Annotated in this window: 18 protein-coding genes, 2 tRNA genes, 2 rRNA genes and 1 pseudogene; 20 read left to right on the plus strand and 3 right to left on the minus strand. The window is 50.7% G+C overall.

The features are described 5' to 3' along the window. From KCG54_RS02075 to KCG54_RS02130, 12 genes are all read left to right on the plus strand, one after another. Positions 1 to 504, plus strand: a complete 504-nt coding sequence (locus KCG54_RS02075) for a DUF1804 family protein (RefSeq protein WP_254324501.1) — start codon at positions 1 to 3, stop codon at positions 502 to 504. A gap of 2 nt (positions 505 to 506) precedes the next feature. Next, entirely contained in the window at positions 507 to 2,150 is a 1,644-nt protein-coding gene (terL, locus tag KCG54_RS02080; RefSeq protein WP_254324502.1) for a phage terminase large subunit, read from the plus strand. 253 nt (positions 2,151 to 2,403) lie between these two features. After that, positions 2,404 to 3,849 carry a phage portal protein family protein gene (locus tag KCG54_RS02085; protein ID WP_254324503.1) on the plus strand — a complete coding sequence of 482 codons (1,446 nt, stop codon included), beginning with the start codon at positions 2,404 to 2,406 and terminating at the stop codon, positions 3,847 to 3,849. Beyond that, positions 3,836 to 5,131, plus strand: a complete 1,296-nt coding sequence (locus KCG54_RS02090) for a phage minor head protein (protein WP_254324504.1) — start codon at positions 3,836 to 3,838, stop codon at positions 5,129 to 5,131. Before KCG54_RS02085 ends, KCG54_RS02090 begins: the two co-directional genes overlap by 14 nt. A gap of 3 nt (positions 5,132 to 5,134) precedes the next feature. Beyond that, positions 5,135 to 5,434: a glycine cleavage system H protein gene (locus KCG54_RS02095; protein ID WP_254324505.1), complete on the plus strand. Its 300-nt coding sequence runs from the start codon at positions 5,135 to 5,137 to the stop codon at positions 5,432 to 5,434. Between the two features lie 432 nt (positions 5,435 to 5,866). After that, on the plus strand, positions 5,867 to 6,817 hold the full coding sequence (locus KCG54_RS02100; protein WP_254324506.1) for a hypothetical protein: 951 nt from the start codon (positions 5,867 to 5,869) through the stop codon (positions 6,815 to 6,817). Continuing rightward, on the plus strand, positions 6,810 to 7,172 hold the full coding sequence (locus KCG54_RS02105; RefSeq protein ID WP_254324507.1) for an oxaloacetate decarboxylase alpha chain: 363 nt from the start codon (positions 6,810 to 6,812) through the stop codon (positions 7,170 to 7,172). Before KCG54_RS02100 ends, KCG54_RS02105 begins: the two co-directional genes overlap by 8 nt. A 15-nt stretch (positions 7,173 to 7,187) precedes the next feature. Then, complete coding sequence (locus tag KCG54_RS02110) at positions 7,188 to 8,177, plus strand: major capsid protein (RefSeq protein ID WP_254324508.1); 990 nt, start codon at positions 7,188 to 7,190, stop codon at positions 8,175 to 8,177. A gap of 58 nt (positions 8,178 to 8,235) precedes the next feature. Further along, complete coding sequence (locus KCG54_RS02115; RefSeq protein WP_254324509.1) at positions 8,236 to 8,646, plus strand: phage protein Gp36 family protein; 411 nt, start codon at positions 8,236 to 8,238, stop codon at positions 8,644 to 8,646. Positions 8,647 to 8,649: 3 nt separating this feature from the next. Beyond that, on the plus strand, positions 8,650 to 9,081 hold the full coding sequence (locus tag KCG54_RS02120) for a phage virion morphogenesis protein (RefSeq protein WP_254324510.1): 432 nt from the start codon (positions 8,650 to 8,652) through the stop codon (positions 9,079 to 9,081). Position 9,082: 1 nt separating this feature from the next. Then, positions 9,083 to 9,544 (plus strand): Gp37 family protein, encoded by a 462-nt coding sequence (locus KCG54_RS02125; protein WP_254324511.1) that lies wholly within the window; start codon positions 9,083 to 9,085, stop codon positions 9,542 to 9,544. Between the two features lie 12 nt (positions 9,545 to 9,556). Further along, positions 9,557 to 10,315, plus strand: a complete 759-nt coding sequence (locus KCG54_RS02130) for a hypothetical protein (protein ID WP_254324512.1) — start codon at positions 9,557 to 9,559, stop codon at positions 10,313 to 10,315. Positions 10,316 to 10,417: 102 nt separating this feature from the next. Here the strand turns inward: KCG54_RS02130 and KCG54_RS02135 are convergent, their stop codons facing one another. After that, positions 10,418 to 10,591, minus strand: a complete 174-nt coding sequence (locus KCG54_RS02135; RefSeq protein ID WP_254324513.1) for a CDP-diacylglycerol--serine O-phosphatidyltransferase — start codon at positions 10,589 to 10,591, stop codon at positions 10,418 to 10,420. Between the two features lie 53 nt (positions 10,592 to 10,644). On the opposite strand from KCG54_RS02135, the gene KCG54_RS02140 reads away from it, so the two are divergent. The 4 genes from KCG54_RS02140 to KCG54_RS02155 all read left to right on the plus strand — a co-directional run bounded on the left by KCG54_RS02140 (position 10,645) and on the right by KCG54_RS02155 (position 14,791). Further along, positions 10,645 to 13,212, plus strand: a complete 2,568-nt coding sequence (locus KCG54_RS02140; RefSeq protein WP_254324514.1) for a phage tail tape measure protein — start codon at positions 10,645 to 10,647, stop codon at positions 13,210 to 13,212. 83 nt (positions 13,213 to 13,295) lie between these two features. Beyond that, the gene (locus KCG54_RS02145) at positions 13,296 to 13,526 is read left to right on the plus strand and encodes a hypothetical protein (protein WP_049323799.1); all 231 of its coding nucleotides are present in this window, start codon (positions 13,296 to 13,298) and stop codon (positions 13,524 to 13,526) included. 290 nt (positions 13,527 to 13,816) lie between these two features. Then, a complete protein-coding gene (locus KCG54_RS02150; RefSeq protein WP_079453713.1) occupies positions 13,817 to 13,930 on the plus strand; it encodes a zinc finger domain-containing protein in 114 nt (37 codons plus the stop codon). A gap of 81 nt (positions 13,931 to 14,011) precedes the next feature. Beyond that, positions 14,012 to 14,791, plus strand: coding sequence for a DNA adenine methylase (locus KCG54_RS02155; RefSeq protein ID WP_254324515.1), 780 nt, complete (start codon positions 14,012 to 14,014; stop codon positions 14,789 to 14,791). Positions 14,792 to 14,916: 125 nt separating this feature from the next. Here KCG54_RS02155 and KCG54_RS02160 read toward each other — a convergent pair. Together KCG54_RS02160 and thrB are read right to left on the minus strand one after the other, a co-directional pair. Next, positions 14,917 to 15,482 (minus strand): annotated as a pseudogene (locus tag KCG54_RS02160) (transposase); the annotation flags it as partial. Between the two features lie 295 nt (positions 15,483 to 15,777). Then, positions 15,778 to 16,701 (minus strand): homoserine kinase, encoded by a 924-nt coding sequence (thrB, locus tag KCG54_RS02165; protein ID WP_254324516.1) that lies wholly within the window; start codon positions 16,699 to 16,701, stop codon positions 15,778 to 15,780. 525 nt (positions 16,702 to 17,226) lie between these two features. Between thrB and KCG54_RS02170 the strand changes: the two genes are divergently transcribed. The 4 genes from KCG54_RS02170 (at position 17,227) to KCG54_RS02185 (ending at position 22,267) form a co-directional block, all read left to right on the plus strand. Further along, positions 17,227 to 18,767 (plus strand): 16S ribosomal RNA (locus KCG54_RS02170). A 105-nt stretch (positions 18,768 to 18,872) separates the two neighbouring features. After that, a tRNA-Ile gene (locus tag KCG54_RS02175) sits at positions 18,873 to 18,949 on the plus strand. Between the two features lie 5 nt (positions 18,950 to 18,954). Continuing rightward, positions 18,955 to 19,030: transfer RNA gene (locus KCG54_RS02180), tRNA-Ala, on the plus strand. Between the two features lie 348 nt (positions 19,031 to 19,378). Beyond that, positions 19,379 to 22,267 (plus strand): 23S ribosomal RNA (locus tag KCG54_RS02185). Together the 16S and 23S rRNA genes with 2 tRNA genes alongside form the textbook arrangement of a ribosomal RNA operon. The last annotated feature ends 60 nt before the right edge of the window (positions 22,268 to 22,327 follow it).

The following is a 22,327-nucleotide window of genomic DNA, read 5'->3' on the forward strand; positions in this document are numbered from 1 at the left end:
ATGGCACACCCGAAAGAAACCCGCGAAAAGCTGCGCCGACTGTACGTCAGCGACGGGCAAACACTTGAAATCGCGGCGATGATGTGCGAAATCCCGACTGCGACCGCCCGTAGCTGGAAACGTGCCGCCAAAGAGACCGGCGACGATTGGGACAAAGTGCGCGCCGCCTACACGCTGGCTGGCGGAGGCATCGAAGACTTGAGCCGTTCGCTGTTGGCGGGGTTTTTGATGCAGTACCAGTCAACGATGACAATGTTGCAAGACACGTCGGTCGAGGAGTTGATGCCGTCTGAGCGCGCCAAATTGTTGGCGAGCCTGTCGGATGCGTTTACCAAGACCGTGGCGGCAAATAAGCGGGTATTGCCTGAAGTTCAAGAATCTGCGATTGCCATTAAAGTCATCGAAAAGCTGTTTGCCTATATTGCCGACCAACATACAGATATGTTGGCTGCATTTGATACGGTCTTGCAAGGCTTTCAAACTGTCATTGAGAAAGAGTTTTAATCATGCAGGGAAAATTAAGCCAATCCGAACTGCGTGCCCGAATGTCCGCTATTCGGGCAGACATCAATCGGCGCATCAGTGCGGCGGATATCGGATTGTCTGCTGCGCCTGCGGATATTGCCGAGCGTCGCGCCCAAGTGATGCAGTGTACGCCCGAGGCTTTCCGTTTTTTCTGCAAGACTTATCTGCCGCATTATTTCCCCGACGACAGCGAATCTGTTTTCCATAGATGGGCATACACAGAGCTGCCCGAAATCGAAAAAGAGCCGGAGTCGGTCTTGCAGGGTTGTGCGGCATCGCGCGGCGAAGCGAAAACATCGCTGACCGTACAGGCGTTTGCCCTTTGGCGCGAAGTGCGCAATGCCAAACACAATACCGTCATCGTATCTGACACCGAAGACCAAGCCGACGCCATCGTCGAGGCCATTAAAACCGAACTGACCGACAATCCCGCGTTGCAGTTGGACTTTCCTGGAGTCTGTGGGCAGGGGCAGGTATGGCGTATCGGTGAAATCCGAACCCGCCAAAACAACCAATTCAAAGCCTATGGCGCGGGACAGGGCATCCGCGGCGCGAAAAAAGGCGAGGTGCGCCCCGATGCGGTCTATCTCGACGACTTGGAAAATGAAAAACATTCCGAAAACATCCGCCTGCGCGACAAACTGACCAAGTGGATAGGCAGTGTCATCAATCCTTTGGGTGGTGCGGGCGCGAAGTGCGACATTTTGTATGTCGGTACGATTTTATGTTTGGACAGCGTATTGGCGCGGGTGTTGAAAAATCCGTTTTGGCGCAGTGTGCGCTTTTCCGCCATCATGAAGTGGCCTGTCAATATGGATTTGTGGGCGGAATGGGAAAACATCTACCGTAACACGCCAAAAGAAAACCGCGCCAATGAAAAGGCAGCTCAGGCGTTTTATGAAGCAAACGAATCGGCAATGTTGGAAGGCAGCGAAGTGAGTTGGAGCAAACGACCGCTTCTCGCCCTGATGAAAATCCGCGCCCGCGACGGTATCCATGTCTTCAACTGTGAGTACCAAAACCAGCCGGGCAATCCCGAAAATGCGATTTTTGCTGATTATTTGGACAACTGTTATTACCGCACTCTGCCGCATGATGTCGTGTATTTTGGTGCGGTTGACCCTTCGCTTGGCAAACAGGGTAAAGGCACTGACCCGTCCGCCATTCTGGTCGGCGGCTACCAACGCGCCACAGGTACGCTGTTTGTTGTGGAGGCATCCATTAAGAAACGTGTACCGAGCCTGATTATTCAGGACGTCATCAGACTGCAAAAGCAATACGGCTGTTTGCTGTGGGTCATCGAGACCGTCCAGTTCCAAGAATTTTTCAAAGACGAACTGATTAAAGAGGCGGCAAAACAAGGGACGCATGTTCCTGCGCGTGGAGTCAAACCGAGCGCAGAAAAAGTGATGAGGATTGAAAGTATCCAACCGCATTTTGCCAACGGATTTATCAAACTGTTACCGGAACAGCGTGTATTGATTGAGCAGTTGCGGGAATTTCCCGACGCCGACCACGACGACGGCCCCGATGCGCTTCATATGCTGTGGATGGCGGAAACGACGGGCAATGTGTCAAACAGAGCGCGAGCGATTGATTTGCCTGCGCCGATGTTGGATATTTAAAAATGTGTGACGGAAGAGAACGTATAACTGCTCGTGAAAAAGAGCTGACAGAGGATGTTGAGTACCTCGAGCGTGGTTTGGATAAAGCGATTGCACATCTGCAAGAGGTTGTCTCCTGCTATAAGGCTGGGCGGCTATTAAATCTACATTTTATTGTCGCTGGAATTGAAGGTTTTTTGGCGGCTCGTGGCGAAGAGTATTGATTTTAAGGTCGTCTGAAAACGGTTTCAGACGACCTTTGGAGTAAGAAAATATGTTCGGATTGATTAAAAGCGCAACGCGGAAAACCGCCATCAAGACATTGATGAGCGCGACTGAAGATGCGCTGGAAAGCCTGTTTTCCAATATGGAGGGCACGGACGCGCTGCTTTCGCGTCTCGGCGTGGACAGGCAGCAGGCATTGGACGCGGTGGTAAGCGATGACGAGGTGGCTGCCTGTTTGGAGGATTTGCATTCCGCCATGCAGAACAAGGCGTGGCGCATTTATGGCGAGGACTTGAATGACGATGACAAAGACCGCTTGTGGAAAACGCTGAAACGCCATCTGCCCGCACTTGCCGAAATCGTGTTGACGGCGCGTTTGGGCGGCTATGGTGTCGGTCGGTACGTTTATCAGCCCGAACCCGACGGCTTTTTGACGATTAAGCATATCAGCAACAAAAGCGGCGAATTGGCGAAATACGTTCCCTACCGCGACGGCTCGCTGGTGTATCGCGGCAGCGGTGGCGAGGAAGCCTGCAATACGGACGTGCTGTATCTCTTTATTACCCACCGCGCCACTTCAACCAATCCTGCGGGCGAAATGGCGGCGGCGCGGCTGTATGCGCCGGTTGCGTTGCGTAAAAAAGGCTTTATTTATGCGGCGCAATTTATTACGCGCTACGCCCAGCCTTATCTGATTGCCAAAATCCAAGCCAACAGCAACGACGACCACGACAGCTTCATGAGCCGGTTTTACCGCTTTGTTTCCGGCGGCGCGTTGAGTATCGAACGCGAAGACGATGTGATGATGCTGCAAAACAGCGCGGACGGTCAGGCATTTCGCAGATTGGAAAACCTCGCCAATGCGCGCATCCAAAAAACGCTGTTAGGCAAAGTCAAAACCAGCGACCTTGAGACCGCCAGCCGCGCGAGCCAAGAGACCGAAGAAAACAACCGCGACGAGCGCATCGGCGCGTATCTCGCTCTGCTCTCCCGCGCTGCACAGCACTTTATCGACGCGCTTGTGATGGTCAACAACGCCTACGGCAAGCCGATTAATGCGCCCAAAGGCGTATGGTTTGAGTTTGAAGACGAAATCAAAGTTGATAAGACCCGCGCCGAACGCGACAAGATGTATATGGATACGGGGCAGCTCGTGTTGACCGAAACCTACTACCGCGACATCTTGGGCTTTGAGCCGGAACATTTCGAGCTGCGCGACCCGAAAGCGTCGTCTGAAAACCCTGCGTCCGCCAAATTCAGCCTGCGACTGTCCGACGGCCTTGCCCGCAATGCGCCTGATACGGCGGAGCAGGCAATCGCCCGACCGAAGATGGAGGCGGTGTTGGGTTTACTGGAAAGCTGCAAAGACTACGCCGAATTTGAGGCGAAACTGTTCAAACTTAATTTGAGCCAGGGCGACAATCTCTTAATTCAGCGTTTGGTTTCAGACGGCCTTTCGGCTTGGGCTGACGGAGCGGACGATGGACGGGATTGAATACAACTTCGCAGGGCTGGTCGATAAAGCCGCTTTCGAGCATTTCAAATCCAAGAAAATCCTGCCCGGATTCAGTCATTACGATGTTTGGCTGTATCAACACAGCCTTGCCTTTACCGTCGCCAAGATGATGGACGCGGATATGCTCGCCGAAGTCAAAGACGCCGTCGAATCCGCGCAGCAAAACGGCACGGCATTTGCCGATTTTAAAAAGCGTTTAAAACCGTATTTGATGGCGAAAGGCTGGTGGGGCGAGCAAGTGATGACCGACCCACTGGACGGCGAGCCGAAATTGGTACAGCTCGGCAGTACACGTCGTCTGAAGACCATTTTCAACACCAATATGCAAACCGCCTTTGCGGCGGGGCAGTGGCAGCGGATTCAGGCAAACAAAAAAGCCTTGCCGTATTTGCGCTACAACCATTCCGCCGCCGGGCATCCGCGCGACAGCCATAAACGCTACTACGGCTTAGTCCTGCCGGTTGACCATGACATTTGGAAAGTCATCTTTCCACCCAACGGCTACGGCTGCAAATGTTCGGTGTCCGCCCTGACCCGTCGGCAGGCGGCGCGCGAGGGCATCAGCGGCGAGCCTGATGTAGATATGGTCGAGTTTACCAATCCGCGCACGGGGAAAACGGTATTGATTCCCGACGACATCACGCCGAGCTTCGCGCACAATCACGGCGACAGGCTGGGCGCAATGGACGCGCTGTTTGGCGAGAAAAACGGCGAAGAAGCCCTGGCCGCCATGATTGCCGAGCGTGAGGCGTGGTTGGACAAGCGGTATAGCGTGCCGTCTGATAAAGTGGCGGTGTTGGCTTTGCCGGATAAGGTGTCGGAAAAAGAAGTGCGCAGGCTGACAAAAGAGCAGTCTGCCAACAATACCAAAGACCACGAAGCGAGAGCTGCGGCAGCGTGGCAGGCTGAAACGGGCGACAGGCTGGAAGTGTTTGATTTGCCCGTAGAGAAAGGTAAGGGTCAAGCCGATTATCTGATTGTTTCAGACGACCTGCCCCGTGAGCAATGGGTAACACTGGATTTTATGTTTACCGAAAATCCAGAACGTGCGGAATTGATGAACCGTTATTTTGCGCCCACCGCCGGGGCGTGGAATACTAAGGTCGATAAGATTCAGGAGCATTTTGATAAAGCCGATATTGTCCCGCTTGATTTACGCCATCTGAATGCGGCAAACCGGCATAAATTGTTGCAGTGTGTGTTATCATTGCCGAAAGAACAGCGGGATAAAGTCCGCTTATTGGTAAAAATATCGGAGTAAGTCATGCCGTCTGAACTGTATGTCAGCCGCGAGGTAAAAGTATTTTTAGGCGGTAAAACCGCCCCGTCCGAATTGTTGGACTATCTGTACCCGCGCCTTGCCGAAATCGACAAGGAAGCAGCCGACCAAATGCAGGGCGAGTTTTCGGGCTGCGTGTTTTCGATCGCGGATTTATCCGCGGAGGCATTCGCCCGTGTATGCGGATGGATACTTGAGGCTGCTGAAAAGTCCGAGTGGATTAAGCCGTACAAGTCCGATTTAAAAACCGCGCTTGAAGCTGATCCGAGATTTAAACCTGTATAACTCCGAAGGTCGTCTGAAACCGATTCAGACGGCCTTTTTTCATAACCGCTCAAATTTCGCGTTTAAGCGCGTTTTATCGGTCAGGATAGGCAAAGATATATCCGAGAGTTTAAATGCAATCTGACGCATCCCTAAAAGCCCCCTGAAAACGTTTTTTTAAACCGCCTCCGTCTGCATTTTCGGATATGCCCCAAATTTGCGATTTTAGGCGGGTAGGATACTAAAGACAGGCAAACCCCCGCCAGAATCTCGAAAATCAATCTAACGCGATTCTAAAGCGGTTTTAAAGTGGGTATTTTCATATTTTACGCATGAGGATTTTCAAAGGCCGTCTGAAACCTGATATTCGGGTTTTAGGCGGCTTTTGCATTTGGATTGGGAAGTGAAATCCTGCCGTCCGTCTTTTTGAACTTAGCAAGGCAAAATGGAGCAATGGATACGAACAACACCCCCCTCAAAATCAAATTGTCCGCCGCGCTGCCGGTTGCCCTGGCGACCGGTGCCGACAAGGTGCGTACTTTTAAAGGCGTTGCCAATTCGGGCAAGCCCTTCGGCTACGGCGGTTATCAAACCGTCGTTGATTTGGCCCAGCTGTCGCACAAAGCGTCCGTCCCCGTCCTGCTGGAGCATTCGCCGCTGAAAATGGCGGGCGTGTGCAGCCTGTCGGTAACGGCGGACGGCCTGATTGCGGAAGGCAGCCTGTTATCCAACGAGTTTGGCACGCAGATTGCCGAAGCAGCCGACCAAGGTTTCCCTTGGGAGATGTCGGTTTACGCGCAGGCGGAATCCTATGAAGAGTTGGCGGCGGGCGCGGTATTGTCCGTCAACGGCAACGAGGTAACAGGTCCTGCGGTGATTTTGCGCCACTGCACCATCCGCGAAGTATCGTTTACCGCCGTCGGCGTGGACAGTGAGACGGAGGCGGTGGTGTTGTCGGACGGCAGTCCCTTGCCGGATATTTTTAAACAACCTTTGGAGTTATCTATGACACCCGAAGAAAAGCAAGCGTTTGACGACCTGAAAGCGGAAGTCGATACGCTCAAGGCTGAAAAAGCCGAAGCCGAGAAAAAGCTGAAAGAAGCCGAAGCGGCTGCCAAGAAAAACCAAGTCAAGGCGAAATTGTCCGCCGCCGGCTTTAAGGAAGGCGAAAACGGCAAGTTTGAAGGCTTGTCCGACGCTACCATGACCGTGCTTTTGTCTGCCGACATCGAAGCGGCGGAAGCCATGATTGCCGATCTGAAGCCGAAAGCCACCCAGTCTGCCGTACCACCCGCACTGTTGAGCGAAGGCGCAGGCAAAGGCGAATCCGAACACACCGGCGAGGCGGAGGGCAAGTTCTCCGTCGCCAGCCACAAAGGCTTATTGGGAGGTTCTTATGTCTAAAGTCAAAACCGAAATCTTAGGCCCTGCTATTTCCGACTTTTTGAAATACGAAGCGACGCCGTTGACGCGTGTGGCGATTGCTGCTCCGCAAGGCACAAAAGCCGGTACATTTGTTAGTTGGAAGTTTCGCAATGAGAACAAACTGCTGGCATTGACAGATGAAACCGACGGTAAAGTCATCGTACAGCCGCACAATTGCATCATCAATCTGAATCGATGCTCAGACGATGCAATTCGCGACGGCATGTCGAGATCGTCAGCTGATGTGATTGAGCAGCTGAATAAAGACGGCGATCCATACAGCATCGTTTATGTTGTAAACCGTACTGTCAAACCAAATGGCGACACTCTGTAACTACAAGGAAAAAATATGCCTTTATCTGACAACAGCAAATTCGGCGTGCAGGCTTTGACCACCGCCGTCAACAAAATCGACCCGGGCGCAAGCCAAATCCGCGAGCTGGGTATTTTCGAGCCCGAATATCTAACCACTACCTACGCCGACATTGAGTTCCAAGACGGCAAAGTCCACTTGGTAGCCAGCAAAGAGCGCGGTACGGCCGGCCAGGCGGTCGAAAGTCCGAAACGCACCGTGCGTACCGTCAAAATCCCACACCTGCCGATTCATGACGTCATCCGTGCCGATGACGTACAAAACCTGCGCGCTTTCGGCACGACCCAAGCCGCAACCGTCATGGACAAGGTCAACGAAAAGCTGGCCGGCGGCAAATCCGACCTTGAATACACCCGCGAACACCTCATGCTCGGCGCGTTGCAAGGCAAGATTTTGGATGCGGACGGCAGCGTGATTTTGGACATCAACACCGATTTCGGCGTTACACGCAAAACGCAAAACATCGAATTGTCGAAAGACACGACCAAAGTCGGCGCGGTATTGGACAAGCTCTTGTCCGAACAACGCCAAAAATTCAACGGTGCGCAAGTGCGCGGCTGGGTCGTGTATTGCGGCGCAGAGTTTTTGAGCGCGCTCAAAGAGCATAAGTCCATCTTCGAAGTGTACAAACGCTTTGACGAAGCACGCGCCTACCGCGAAGGCGATACGCTCAATCCGACCGAGTTTGTCCACAAAGGCATCCGCTTTATCGAGTATGCCAACCATTTCGGCAGCGCAGCCGACATCGGTGCGGACAGAGCCATTCTGCTGCCGGTCGGCCGTAATCTTTACAAAGAGTATTTCGCCCCTGCCGACATGAACGCGACCGTCAACACCCGCGCCCTGCCGTATTACGCCAGCCGCGAGAAATTGCAGCACGACAAAGGCTGGAGCCTGCACATGCAGTCCAATCCATTGCCGATTGCGCTGCGCCCCGAGTTGTTGGCAACGCTGACCATGTCTTAAACGGATTTCAGACGGCCTTTAAGGCAGTTTTAAAGGTCGTCTGAAAACGGAGGACGGCATGATTACCATCCAAGACATGATTACGCGTTTCGGCGAGCAGGAAATGGCGGAACGGTCGAATCATGAGAACTACGAAACCATAGACGAAGCGGTGATAGCGGCGGCAATTGCCGATGCGGAAGAAGAAGCGGCAAGCTACCTTCGGGCGGCGAAACTGTTTTTTACCAACGACACCGCGCCGCAGGTTTTGAAAATCAAAGTCTGCGACATCGCCCGCTACTACCTCTACGACGATGCGGTAACAGGTATTGTCGAAGAGCGTTATCAGTCGGCAATCGCTTGGCTGAAGATGGTCGTCAAAAATCCGAATATGCTGGACGAAAGCCGCGTATCGGATGACCGCAGACCGTCAACGTGTGCCGTTTATGTGAATGCCGAACCCGATTTGCGGGAATGGCTGAAGGAGTAGGCAATGCGGATTACGGTATCGCACGACTTGTCGCGTATCGCCCAAAGCCTGAACCGCCTGTCGGGCAGGTTGAACGGCAGCCTTGAAGAGCCTTTGCGCGCTATCGGCGGCATCCTCGAATCTTCGACCCGCCGCCGTATCGCCGAAACCAAAACCGCGCCTGACGGCAAACGCTGGCAGGATGTCAGCCCCGCTACGGCAGAAGCCAAAAACGGACGCGGCGGGATTTTGGTGGACCACGGCAACCTCTTGGCAAGTATTACGCACGAGGCATCGGCAAAAAGCGTGATTACCGGCTCAATCATGGGCTACTCGGTTTATGTACAGGAAGGTACGAAAACCATGCCTGCCCGCCCGTTTTTGGGCTTGTCTTCGCAAGATTATCAGGACATTGACGATTTAATGTCCGATTGGCTGGAAGGATTGATTGTCTGATATGGCTTTAAAACAGCATGAAAACTTATTGGCGGTCTATCCCGAAATCCTAGGTCGTCTGAAAACCGTCAAAGGCATTAAGGCAGTCAAGGAGATCGGCGAACTTGCCGAGCTGCTCGCCCAAGGCGTGGCGAAACGCAAAGCCGCCCCGCTGGACGGCGCGGTCTATGTCGTTTACGGCGGCTCGACCTTTGCCGACGAAGCGAAAAACGGCAAATTCCTCAAATCGACGCTGCACTTTACCTTTGTTCTCGCGCGCAGCTATACCGCCAACGGCAAATCCACGCTGTACGAGGTCGGCGAGACCCTGACGGCAATCCAACGGGCGTTTTCAGGCTGGGATGCGGGCGACGAATATGCCGTTACCCCTTTCCGCCGCATCGCCTCGCCATCCATCGAATACAACGACGGCTTTGCTTTTTACCCTATTTCATTCGCCTGCGACACCGTGCAGGCAAACTAAAGGAGCTGCCACATGGCAAAACAAAACGACCACGGCTTAATCTTTGAGGGCGACGTCAAGGTACGCAACCTCAACCAAAAAGGCTCGGGCTTTATCGACATCGGCAATACCACCGCCCTGACCACGCAAACCAGCGTGGAAACCAAAGAGCGCGTGTCCAAGCAAAAAGGCACTTACGGCAGCGCATTGGACAGCCTGAAAACCGTCAAGCCTACCGAAATCGGTCTGAAGCTCGACACTTTCGACAAAGACAACCTCGCGCTTGCCCTGATGGGCGAAGCCGCCGTCATCGCGGCTACGGCGGATACCGTTACGGGCGAGACCGTGACCATCGGCAAAAAAGGCATGGCGTACAAACTGGCAAACGGCAACATCGACCCGGCTACCGTCAAAGTCAAAAACAAATCCCAAAACAATGTCGATGCCAAGCATTTGGACATCAATGCCACCTTGGGCATGATTACCATCCTGCCGGCCGCCGATACTGTCAACGACGACGAAAACATCACCGTCGACTACAAAACCCGCGATTCGGGTGGCTACAAAGTGTCCGCTGCGACCTTGTCGCGCTTGGATTTGGAAATCTACGTCGACGGCCGCAACCGCGTTACCGGCGAGACCGGCATTCTGCACATTCCCCATGCCGTACTAGCTGCGGACGGCAGTATTGACTGGTTCGGCGACGACTTTAATGAGGCGGAATTCAAAGGGACGGCGGTGTTGGCTTCGGGCGAAACCTCGACCTATTCCTTCACGTCGTACAACAACTAAAGATTCGGTAATAAACAAAGGCCGTCTGAAACTGGCTTCTGCGTGTAGGCGCAGCGGCGGCAGGTTTCAGACGGACTTTTTTAAACTGGTTTTAAAAACAGATTAGAACCGATACAGGGCTGATTTAATCAGGTATCCGCTAACGGCCATAAAGGCGAAAAGTTCCAGCAGTTTCATGTCGCGGATGTGCGCCAACATATCGAAACCGAGATACAGCGCGGCGAAACCGAAGAATGCGCCGACGGCGAAAAGTATGGTTATAGCGAGGGTTTTCATTGGCTGAAATCTGTTAAGGGTTATTCATTCGAGATAGTAAAGGTATCAAAATAATGGCGAATATTCAAGCAGGGATTGAGATTAAGGCGGGCGTCGAGGGTGTTGAAAACATCAAGGCACTGTCGGCACAAATCGAAGCAGCGGGTGTGGATACGTCGGCTTTGGCAAAAAGTACCGATGAAGCAGGTCGGGAATTTGCTGAAATTGCCAAGCAGCAGGGGCTTATCGACTATTACCGCAAGCTCGGCAGCGAACTTGAAGAAACGGATGTTGCGCTGAAGGCGGCAAAATCCAGCCTATCCGCCTTGTCGGCGCAAATGAAGGACAGCGCAACCAAGGCACAGGAACGGGAATACCAAAAACTTTCCGAACAGGTCAACAGGCTCGAAGGAGCAAAACGCCGTCTGAAAGACGGTCTTGCTCTCACCACACAGGCGATGAATGCGTCGGGCGTGTCCGTCAAAAACCTTGCTGCCGAAGAAAGACGACTGACTGCTGAGACAGCAACTGCGACGGCAAAATTGGATAAGCTGTCAGCCGAGGCATCGGAACTTAAAGCCATTGCCGATGCAAAAATCAAACTTGGTATCGATACCGATGAGAAAGCCTTGCGTGAGTTGCAGGAGCTTAAGAAAAGCTATGACCTTTTAAAAAGTAGCGGCACGTTAACCAAGGAAGAGCTATCCCGTGCAACTGCCCACTATAACGATAAAGTGTTCCAGTTGAATAAGAGCTTATCGGATTTGCGTCCTACACTTTCCGACTTTGCCAATGAGTTCCGAGGGGTGGCAAGTGGTGCTGCCGGGCTGACTTACGCTGCTCGTGAGGCAGTAAAATTTGAAAGCGCAATGGCAGGTGTTCGGAAAGTCGTGGACGGCACTCCTGAGCAGATCGAACAGTTGGGCGAGCAAGTTAAAAAACTGGCGGTAGAGTTCGGCATGATGCCGGAGCAGATGGCTGAAATTGTTGCCGCTGGCGGTCAGTTAGGTATTGCTGCCGATAAGTTGGATGAATTTGCACGCGTTACCGCGACTATGGCAACCGCCTTCGGCATGACCGCTGAAGAGGCAGGCAATGCCGCCGCGACGATTGCCAACGTGTTCCAGCTCCCAATCGGCGAAGTGGAGAAACTCGGCGATGCCATCAACGTTTTGGGCAACAATACCGCCGCACGAGAAAAAGACATTGTCGCCGCAATGGCGCGTATCGGCGGTACGGCGAAACAGTTCGGCTTGGCCGCAGACGAAGCCGCCGCGCTTGCCGACGCCTTTATCGCATTGGGCAAACCGCCCGAAGTGGCTGAGACCGCCATCAACGCCATGCTGCAAAAACTGCAAACCGCGCAAAGCCAGGGCAAAGACTTTCAGGCGGCCTTGGAAGGTATCGGTACGTCTGCAGACGAGATGGCGGCCAATATCGCCGCGAATCCGCAGCAGGCCTTGACCGAGTTCCTGCATAAACTTGAAGGCTTGGACAAACAAAGCCGCGCCCTGACGCTCTCGCAACTCTTCGGCACCGAGTACAGCGACGACATCGCCCTCTTGGTCGGCTCGCTCGGCGAGTACGAAAAGGCTTTGGGCTTGGTAAACGACCAATCACAAATACAAGGCGCGATGCAGAAGGAGGCGGCAGCTGCATTAAATACTACCGAAGGGCAAATAAATAAGGCCAAGGCGGCAGTTTCCAATATGGCGGGAGAACTGGGTAATGCCTTATTGCCTATTTTAAAAATAACGGCATCCACAGTTGAAACGGTTGCAACGGCAATTAGCGATTTCACAAAAGATTTCCCGGTATTGTCCAAGCTGGCGATTTACTTTGCGGCCGCCCGTGTTGCAATGGAGGCGTATTCTGCAGTTGTGCGTCTTGGTGGTGCTGCCGCGCTGAAAAGTTTGGTGTCTCAAAAAGCTGCTGTCGATGCATTGACTGTTTCATATGGCAAAGCCGGTTTGGCGGCTAAAGAATATGGAATAAGTGCGGCGGCAGGTGCGGCGCAAACACGCGGCGTGAGTGGTTTGGCATCGGGACTCTCTGCGGTCGCCTCCCGATGGGGACTGATTGGGACGTTGGCGGTAACCGCCGGTGAAGCCCTCGGATCATTCATTCAGGACCTATACGAACACATCCCGGGCCTACGCGGTATTTTTGACGAGATAGCACGCCCGATCGCCATGATAGAGAGTCTGGTAACAACGGGAAGTTTGGATAAATATCACGAATTTTTCAAAACTGACGCTGAAATCAAGCGCGAGCTTGCAGAATCAAACAAAAAGGCTACTGAAGCCGCCGAAAAAGCTGCCGCCGCCAAGAAAAAGGCAGCTGAAGAAGAGGCAACCGCCGTCAAAGCCCTGCAAGCCGAATATCGTGCTTCTGCTGCCGAACAAGCTGCGTTGGAGCGCAGTATGGCTGCCTTGCGTGCCGACGGTCGCGAAACGGTGTCTTTGCCGGTATCGGATAAATACGCCATTCCTATGGCGAATTTAGGCGAGATTTGGCAAATCAATGAGCCTACGGGGAGCTGGCAAGGCGTGGTGGTTGGTATGTCGGTCGAAGTCAAAATCGAAAACGATGCGCCTGTCGTGACTCAAAATGTAACGATAGACCGCTATTTTGACGAATGATTAAAGCTGGTTTAAAGATGCTTTAAAGGCCGTCTGAAAGCCATGTTCAGACGGCCTTTTATCTTTTTGTTGAGGATAACAAAATGACTAATCTGTATCAAAACCTGACGGCACTACTCAAGCGCGAACAGCGCGGCATTGCCAAAATAACGGGCGATTTGGGCGGCGGCTCATGGGCGGCGCAAACGCAAAGTGGCGGCAATCTTGTTTTAAGCGGGCAAGCCGCTTTAAATCAGCGCGTGTTTTATGATGTCTTGAGCAACCGTATCCTTGGTCAGGCTCCCGATACGACTGTTTTAGAGCTTGGCGTATAAGGCTAAGTGCAGTATAGCCAGGCGTTGCGTTTGTATAACGTCTTAAAATAATTATGCGCCGAACGTATCATCGCAAAAGCCAAAGAGTTGCGCTATTTGTGGGCAAATATAAATAAAAGGCCGTCCGAATAAGGCGGCCTTTGGGAGGATTTTAAATATAAGTGGGACGGCGACGTAACAGTGCGGCAACACTGTTACGCCAGCCAAGCAGATCATGCCTGCATTGACTTCTAAGGCCGCCTTAGTCTCTAGAGACCGAGGCATTCTATCTGATACAGGAGTGGATGCAAATGCAAATCTATCGTGAATTACGCTGTAAGTTTTGTGGGAAATTGCTGGCAAAAGGCAGCGGTTGTGTACAAATAAAGTGCGCTCGTTGTAAAAACATCAATTCTTTCAGCTAATTAATAAATCAAAAGAATGCCTTTGAGCATCATATTAAATCTGATTTAGAGCATCGCGAATGCCATAATTTAGGAGTATATATGATGCAAAAAATGCAACAGACATTACCTATTATCCCCTGGATGGGTGGCAAACGTCGTTTGGCAAAACATCTTTTGCCCATGTTCCCCGAGCATTCTTGTTATGTTGAGTTGTTTTCCGGTGGAGCGGCGTTGTTCTTTATGCGCCCGGTTCCTGCAAAAGTTGAGGTGCTCAACGATATCAACGGACAGCTCATCAATCTCTATCGTGTGGTACAACACCATTTCGACGAGTTCGTCCGTCAGTTCGAGTGGACGCTTACCAGCCGCGAGACATTCTCCTGCCTGCAAAACACGCCGCCCGAATGCATGACAGATATTCAACGTGCCGCTCGTTTCTTCTACTTTCAACACAACGCCTTCGGCGGCAAAACCGTCCATCAGCATTTTGGTACAGCTACCACGTCAAAAGCATGGGATGCATCTCAGATTGAGGTTAAATTAAAGGCTGCTAAAGACCGTTTAAAAGGTGTTTATATAGAGAATGAATCCTGGGATCGTTGCTTCAAGCGATATGACCGTGAGCACACCTTCTTCTATGCAGACCCACCATATTGGCAGACCGCAGGCTATGACCAATCATTTGGCTGGGAGCAGTATGAATTACTGGCCAAGGTAATGGCAGAGAGTAAGGGTAAGGTCATGCTATCCATTAATGACCACCCTGATATCAGGGAATTGTTTAAAGATTTCCGTATCACTCAACTTGAATTGGCTTATACAGTCGGAAGAAATAAAACTGGTAAAGCCAGTGGAGAATTGGTCGTATGTAATTGGTAAAATAAAAAGCGACGGTAGCGTCGCTTTTGTTCTCATTTCTGAATTGCAATTTATTTGGCACAGTCGATATTTTTAAAAGTGTCAAAATTTCCGCGAAACTATGACAAATCCGCCGCGACCTTACATTTGTAGAGGCCGTTTTTCTTTGTCCAGCGGGCATCTTTGTCCTTACTCGGTGTGGTTTGGCCGCTGACTTGTCCTTCCTCATCGACTTCTATAGCCTGGCGCTGTTTGCTGCCGACGGTCTGAATAATGGTGGCGTCAATGACGGCGGCGGATGCTTTCTCTACTTTTAAGCCTTTTTCGGTCAGTTGGCGGTTAATTAGTTCCAGCAATTCGGACAGGGTGTCGTCTTGTGCCGCCAGTTGCGGTAGCGGCATAAGGTGCTGTAATCGGGGATGCTCAGTTCGTCAAAACGGCAAAACAGGTTGAAATCGATGCGGGTAATAAGGCTGTGTTCGAGTTCGGGATCGGAGAGGCTGTGCCATTGTCCGAGCAGGACGGCTTTGAACATGGACAACAGGGGATAGGCGGGACGGCCGCGGTGGTCTCGGAGGTAACGGGTTTTTTGACGATTCAGGTATTGTTCGATCGGTTGCCAATCAATCACCTGATCCAACTTCAATAGTGGGAAGCGGTCGATGTGTTTGGCAATCATGGCTTGTGCGGTTTGTTGGAAGAAGGTACTCATGGAAAATTCCCTAAATGTCTTAATGGGAATTTAGGGGATTTTGGGGAATTTTGCAAAGGTCTCAGAGTGAGTTTTTCATATTAATAGATGAATTTAGGGTATGGAAACAGTATCAAGCAAAATGTTTCATAGCTTGTGGATGAATAATGATTTGATAGGGGAGTGTTATTAGAGAATCTGGCAAAAGACACGAGTGATGAAAAATCCTCTAAATTTGAATAGAAAGAATTTAGAGGATTATAAGGAAGAGAAAAATTTTTAAAGTTGTCTAAATTGGATTGTAATAGTCTTATGGCTATCCCTCATCAAGACTCAATAATAAATCCCTAAATGCGTTCGGATCTTTAATAAACGTCATTTCTCCTGATTGAGGGAAATGGAAATTAAGCAGGCGCGATACCCAGAAACGAATACATCCGGCTCTTTGTGCAGTAGGGAAATATGCACGTTCTTCATCAGATAATGGACGTACACTTTCATAGCCATGGATAAAAGCATCATAAAGGACAGGGTCTAATTTGTTATCAGCTGTTCGTGCCCAATCGTTAACCGCAATTGCCAGGTCGTACATGAAATTACCGTTGCACGCATAATAGAAATCGATAAAACCGGAAACTTCATCTCCATTAAGCAATACATTATCCTTAAATAAATCGGCATGGATAATACCGGAAGGCAAATGCTCTCCCAGATTTTCATCTAAAGCAGCAATTTCAGATTGAAGCAGTGCGGCATCCTCAGAATCTAAAACAGGCAGCAACTGAGTGCAGGCATCATGCCACCAGTCATCATAACGAGGATTTTTCATTTTTAAAGGAAAGTCTTGACCGGCTAAATGCATTTTGGCCAGCATAGCACCAGTATGGAAGCATTGAGCTTCAGTTGGCCAGCCCGTATCTGAACCATTCAAACAAGTAACCAAACAAGCCGGTTTCCCGGCCAAAATAGAATGCAGTCCTCCATCTTTACGAGCAATCGGAGCTGCGCAGGCAACACCATTCAGACTCAAATGCTGGTTGAGTTCTAAAAAGAAAGGCAGTTCATCTGATTTTAAAACCTCAAAAACAGTCAATACATAACGACCGGTTGAAGTAGTTAAAAAATAATTACTATTAGTAATTCCTTGAGCAATCCCCTGCAAAGAAACAAAATCTCCCAAATCATATTGCAGTAGGAAATCACGCATTTGAGCGTCGGAAACACTGGTATAGACAGACATAGCAAACTCGAGGCTGATATAAAAGAATCAAGGAAACATCATACCAAAAAACAAGCGGCAACAATATAAATTAAAGCATAGGTTAAATTCAAAAGGCCGTCTGAAAGAGCATTTCAGACGGCCTTTTTTTGTGTTTTTTTGTATGTATGGATTGTGTAGAAAGGTTGTTGGAGTTTTTTTATAAAATAAAAACCCTGTTAAAACAGGGCGGTGGTTAAATTTCTGAAAATAATTTTGCGAAAGGTGTTGACTGGTTTTATTGTGAGGCGTATAGTTCGGTTCTTCGCTGCTGACGCGGTGAAGAAAACGAAGCAGACAGTATAACACAGTTAGTTAAAATTTTCGATAATTTTAGTTGACATTTGCTAAATGTACTGTATAATTCGATTCGCTCTTTAAAAAACAGATTACCGATAAGTGTGAGTGCATTAGGCCTCACACTGTTTGAAAGACAGACAAGATGATGTTTTAGACATTGTCCTGTCGGTTTCTTTGAAGCAGACCAGAAGTTATAAGTTAGAGATTGAACATAAGAGTTTGATCCTGGCTCAGATTGAACGCTGGCGGCATGCTTTACACATGCAAGTCGGACGGCAGCACAGAGAAGCTTGCTTCTTGGGTGGCGAGTGGCGAACGGGTGAGTAATATATCGGAACGTACCGAGTAATGGGGGATAACTAATCGAAAGATTAGCTAATACCGCATATTCTCTGAGGAGGAAAGCAGGGGACCTTCGGGCCTTGCGTTATTCGAGCGGCCGATATCTGATTAGCTAGTTGGTGGGGTAAAGGCCTACCAAGGCGACGATCAGTAGCGGGTCTGAGAGGATGATCCGCCACACTGGGACTGAGACACGGCCCAGACTCCTACGGGAGGCAGCAGTGGGGAATTTTGGACAATGGGCGCAAGCCTGATCCAGCCATGCCGCGTGTCTGAAGAAGGCCTTCGGGTTGTAAAGGACTTTTGTCAGGGAAGAAAAGGCTGTTGCTAATACCGACAGCTGATGACGGTACCTGAAGAATAAGCACCGGCTAACTACGTGCCAGCAGCCGCGGTAATACGTAGGGTGCGAGCGTTAATCGGAATTACTGGGCGTAAAGCGAGCGCAGACGGTTACTTAAGCAGGATGTGAAATCCCCGGGCTCAACCTGGGAACTGCGTTCTGAACTGGGTGACTAGAGTGTGTCAGAGGGAGGTAGAATTCCACGTGTAGCAGTGAAATGCGTAGAGATGTGGAGGAATACCGATGGCGAAGGCAGCCTCCTGGGATAACACTGACGTTCATGCTCGAAAGCGTGGGTAGCAAACAGGATTAGATACCCTGGTAGTCCACGCCCTAAACGATGTCAATTAGCTGTTGGGCAACTTGATTGCTTAGTAGCGTAGCTAACGCGTGAAATTGACCGCCTGGGGAGTACGGTCGCAAGATTAAAACTCAAAGGAATTGACGGGGACCCGCACAAGCGGTGGATGATGTGGATTAATTCGATGCAACGCGAAGAACCTTACCTGGTCTTGACATGTACGGAATCCTCCAGAGACGGAGGAGTGCCTTCGGGAACCGTAACACAGGTGCTGCATGGCTGTCGTCAGCTCGTGTCGTGAGATGTTGGGTTAAGTCCCGCAACGAGCGCAACCCTTGTCATTAGTTGCCATCATTTAGTTGGGCACTCTAATGAGACTGCCGGTGACAAGCCGGAGGAAGGTGGGGATGACGTCAAGTCCTCATGGCCCTTATGACCAGGGCTTCACACGTCATACAATGGTCGGTACAGAGGGTAGCCAAACCGCGAGGTGGAGCCAATCTCACAAAACCGATCGTAGTCCGGATTGCACTCTGCAACTCGAGTGCATGAAGTCGGAATCGCTAGTAATCGCAGGTCAGCATACTGCGGTGAATACGTTCCCGGGTCTTGTACACACCGCCCGTCACACCATGGGAGTGGGGGATACCAGAAGTAGGTAGGGTAACCGCAAGGAGCCCGCTTACCACGGTATGCTTCATGACTGGGGTGAAGTCGTAACAAGGTAGCCGTAGGGGAACCTGCGGCTGGATCACCTCCTTTCTAGAGAAAGAAGAGGTCTGATGCATTCACACTTATCGGTAAACTGTAAAAGATGCGGAAGAGAAAAGCTTGAGTGAAGACAAGATTCGCTTAAGAAGAGAATCCGGGTTTGTAGCTCAGCTGGTTAGAGCACACGCTTGATAAGCGTGGGGTCGGAGGTTCAAGTCCTCCCAGACCCACCAAGAACGGGGGCATAGCTCAGTTGGTAGAGCACCTGCTTTGCAAGCAGGGGGTCATCGGTTCGATCCCGTTTGCCTCCACCAAGAACTTTACAAATCAAAGGAAGCCTGCTATACTTAGCAGCTTATTTTGATTTGCGAAGTGAAATATCGACGCATCGATCTTTAACAAATTGGAAAGCCGAAATCAACAAACAAAGACAATGAGTTTGTTTTGATTTTTTGTTCTTTGCAAAGGATAAAAAATCTCTCGCAAGAGAAAAGAAAACAAACACAGTATTTGGGTGATGATTGTATCGACTTAATCCTGAAACACAAAAGGCAGGATTAAGACACAACAAAGCAGTAAGCTTTATCAAAGTAGGAATTTCAAGTTTGCTTCCCTAGTCAACGGGTAGGCAGACGAAGTCAAAGAGGTTCTTGAAATGATAGAGTCAAGTGAATAAGTGCATCAGGTGGATGCCTTGGCGATGATAGGCGACGAAGGACGTGTAAGCCTGCGAAAAGCGTGGGGGAGCTGGCAATAAAGCTATGATCCCGCGATGTCCGAATGGGGAAACCCACCTCTTAGGAGGTATCCTTATCTGAATACATAGGATAAGCGAAGCGAACCCGGAGAACTGAACCATCTAAGTACCCGGAGGAAAAGAAATCAACCGAGATTCCGCAAGTAGTGGCGAGCGAACGCGGAGGAGCCTGTACGTGATAACTGTCGAGATAGAAGAACAAGCTGGGAAGCTTGACCATAGTGGGTGATAGTCCCGTATTCGAAATCTCAATAGTGGTACTAAGCGTACGAAAAGTAGGGCGGGACACGTGAAATCCTGTCTGAATATGGGGGGACCATCCTCCAAGGCTAAATACTCATCATCGACCGATAGTGAACCAGTACCGTGAGGGAAAGGCGAAAAGAACCCCGGGAGGGGAGTGAAATAGAACCTGAAACCTGATGCATACAAACAGTGGGAGCACCCTTGTGGTGTGACTGCGTACCTTTTGTATAATGGGTCAACGACTTACATTCAGTAGCGAGCTTAACCGAATAGGGGAGGCGTAGGGAAACCGAGTCTTAATAGGGCGAACAGTTGCTGGGTGTAGACCCGAAACCGAGTGATCTATCCATGGCCAGGTTGAAGGTGCCGTAACAGGTACTGGAGGACCGAACCCACGCATGTTGCAAAATGCGGGGATGAGCTGTGGATAGGGGTGAAAGGCTAAACAAACTCGGAGATAGCTGGTTCTCCCCGAAAACTATTTAGGTAGTGCCTCGAGCAAGACACTGATGGGGGTAAAGCACTGTTATGGCTAGGGGGTTATTGCAACTTACCAACCCATGGCAAACTAAGAATACCATCAAGTGGTTCCTCGGGAGACAGACAGCGGGTGCTAACGTCCGTTGTCAAGAGGGAAACAACCCAGACCGCCAGCTAAGGTCCCAAATGATAGATTAAGTGGTAAACGAAGTGGGAAGGCCCAGACAGCCAGGATGTTGGCTTAGAAGCAGCCATCATTTAAAGAAAGCGTAATAGCTCACTGGTCGAGTCGTCCTGCGCGGAAGATGTAACGGGGCTCAAATCTATAACCGAAGCTGCGGATGCCAGTTTACTGGCATGGTAGGGGAGCGTTCTGTAGGCCAATGAAGGTGCATTGTAAAGTGTGCTGGAGGTATCAGAAGTGCGAATGTTGACATGAGTAGCGATAAAGCGGGTGAAAAGCCCGCTCGCCGAAAGCCCAAGGTTTCCTACGCAACGTTCATCGGCGTAGGGTGAGTCGGCCCCTAAGGCGAGGCAGAAATGCGTAGTCGATGGGAAACAGGTTAATATTCCTGTACTTGATTCAAATGCGATGTGGGGACGGAGAAGGTTAGGTTAGCAAGCTGTTGGAATAGCTTGTTTAAGCCGGTAGGTGGAAGACTTAGGCAAATCCGGGTCTTCTTAACACCGAGAAGTGATGACGAGTGTCTACGGACATGAAGTAACCGATACCACGCTTCCAGGAAAAGCCACTAAGCTTCAGTTTGAATTGAACCGTACCGCAAACCGACACAGGTGGGCAGGATGAGAATTCTAAGGCGCTTGAGAGAACTCAGGAGAAGGAACTCGGCAAATTGATACCGTAACTTCGGGAGAAGGTATGCCCTCTAAGGTTAAGGACTTGCTCCGTAAGCCCTGGAGGGTCGCAGAGAATAGGTGGCTGCGACTGTTTATTAAAAACACAGCACTCTGCTAACACGAAAGTGGACGTATAGGGTGTGACGCCTGCCCGGTGCTGGAAGGTTAATTGAAGATGTGCAAGCATCGGATCGAAGCCCCAGTAAACGGCGGCCGTAACTATAACGGTCCTAAGGTAGCGAAATTCCTTGTCGGGTAAGTTCCGACCCGCACGAATGGCGTAACGATGGCCACACTGTCTCCTCCTGAGACTCAGCGAAGTTGAAGTGGTTGTGAAGATGCAATCTACCCGCTGCTAGACGGAAAGACCCCGTGAACCTTTACTGTAGCTTTGCATTGGACTTTGAAGTCACTTGTGTAGGATAGGTGGGAGGCTTTGAAGCAGAGACGCCAGTCTCTGTGGAGCCGTCCTTGAAATACCACCCTGGTGTCTTTGAGGTTCTAACTCAGACCCGTAATCCGGGTCGGGGACCGTGCATGGTAGGCAGTTTGACTGGGGCGGTCTCCTCCCAAAGAGTAACGGAGGAGTTCGAAGGTTACCTAGGTCCGGTCGGAAATCGGACTGATAGTGCAATGGCAAAAGGTAGCTTAACTGCGAGACCGACAAGTCGAGCAGGTGCGAAAGCAGGACATAGTGATCCGGTGGTTCTGTATGGAAGGGCCATCGCTCAACGGATAAAAGGTACTCCGGGGATAACAGGCTGATTCCGCCCAAGAGTTCATATCGACGGCGGAGTTTGGCACCTCGATGTCGGCTCATCACATCCTGGGGCTGTAGTCGGTCCCAAGGGTATGGCTGTTCGCCATTTAAAGTGGTACGTGAGCTGGGTTTAAAACGTCGTGAGACAGTTTGGTCCCTATCTGCAGTGGGCGTTGGAAGTTTGACGGGGGCTGCTCCTAGTACGAGAGGACCGGAGTGGACGAACCTCTGGTGTACCGGTTGTAACGCCAGTTGCATAGCCGGGTAGCTAAGTTCGGAAGAGATAAGCGCTGAAAGCATCTAAGCGCGAAACTCGCCTGAAGATGAGACTTCCCTTGTGGTTTAACCACACTAAAGAGTCGTTTGAGACCAGGACGTTGATAGGTGGGGTGTGGAAGCGCGGTAACGCGTGAAGCTAACCCATACTAATTGCTCGTGAGGCTTGACTCTATCATTTGAAGAACTTCAAAGATAAAAGCTTACTGACTGATTCAGTCATCACCATTTATA

Origin of the sequence: Neisseria subflava, from assembly GCF_024205705.1 — a bacterium.
Classification (GTDB): Bacteria; Pseudomonadota; Gammaproteobacteria; order Burkholderiales; family Neisseriaceae; genus Neisseria; species Neisseria subflava_D.

Excerpts from the sequence above, each read along its gene's own strand:
- KCG54_RS02140 (WP_254324514.1), top strand. The coding sequence starts at position 10,645 with ATGGCGAATATTCAAGCAGGGATTGAGATTAAGGCGGGCGTCGAGGGT.
- KCG54_RS02145 (WP_049323799.1), top strand. The coding sequence starts at position 13,296 with ATGACTAATCTGTATCAAAACCTGACGGCACTACTCAAGCGCGAACAG.
- KCG54_RS02150 (WP_079453713.1), top strand. The coding sequence starts at position 13,817 with ATGCAAATCTATCGTGAATTACGCTGTAAGTTTTGTGGGAAATTGCTG.
- KCG54_RS02085 (WP_254324503.1), top strand. The coding sequence starts at position 2,404 with ATGTTCGGATTGATTAAAAGCGCAACGCGGAAAACCGCCATCAAGACA.
- KCG54_RS02115 (WP_254324509.1), top strand. The coding sequence starts at position 8,236 with ATGATTACCATCCAAGACATGATTACGCGTTTCGGCGAGCAGGAAATG.
- KCG54_RS02135 (WP_254324513.1), bottom strand. The coding sequence starts at position 10,591 with ATGAAAACCCTCGCTATAACCATACTTTTCGCCGTCGGCGCATTCTTC.
- KCG54_RS02075 (WP_254324501.1), top strand. The coding sequence starts at position 1 with ATGGCACACCCGAAAGAAACCCGCGAAAAGCTGCGCCGACTGTACGTC.
- thrB (WP_254324516.1), bottom strand. The coding sequence starts at position 16,701 with ATGTCTGTCTATACCAGTGTTTCCGACGCTCAAATGCGTGATTTCCTA.
- KCG54_RS02095 (WP_254324505.1), top strand. The coding sequence starts at position 5,135 with ATGCCGTCTGAACTGTATGTCAGCCGCGAGGTAAAAGTATTTTTAGGC.
- KCG54_RS02110 (WP_254324508.1), top strand. The coding sequence starts at position 7,188 with ATGCCTTTATCTGACAACAGCAAATTCGGCGTGCAGGCTTTGACCACC.
- terL (WP_254324502.1), top strand. The coding sequence starts at position 507 with ATGCAGGGAAAATTAAGCCAATCCGAACTGCGTGCCCGAATGTCCGCT.
- KCG54_RS02155 (WP_254324515.1), top strand. The coding sequence starts at position 14,012 with ATGATGCAAAAAATGCAACAGACATTACCTATTATCCCCTGGATGGGT.
- KCG54_RS02120 (WP_254324510.1), top strand. The coding sequence starts at position 8,650 with ATGCGGATTACGGTATCGCACGACTTGTCGCGTATCGCCCAAAGCCTG.
- KCG54_RS02125 (WP_254324511.1), top strand. The coding sequence starts at position 9,083 with ATGGCTTTAAAACAGCATGAAAACTTATTGGCGGTCTATCCCGAAATC.
- KCG54_RS02090 (WP_254324504.1), top strand. The coding sequence starts at position 3,836 with ATGGACGGGATTGAATACAACTTCGCAGGGCTGGTCGATAAAGCCGCT.
- KCG54_RS02105 (WP_254324507.1), top strand. The coding sequence starts at position 6,810 with ATGTCTAAAGTCAAAACCGAAATCTTAGGCCCTGCTATTTCCGACTTT.
- KCG54_RS02130 (WP_254324512.1), top strand. The coding sequence starts at position 9,557 with ATGGCAAAACAAAACGACCACGGCTTAATCTTTGAGGGCGACGTCAAG.
- KCG54_RS02100 (WP_254324506.1), top strand. The coding sequence starts at position 5,867 with ATGGATACGAACAACACCCCCCTCAAAATCAAATTGTCCGCCGCGCTG.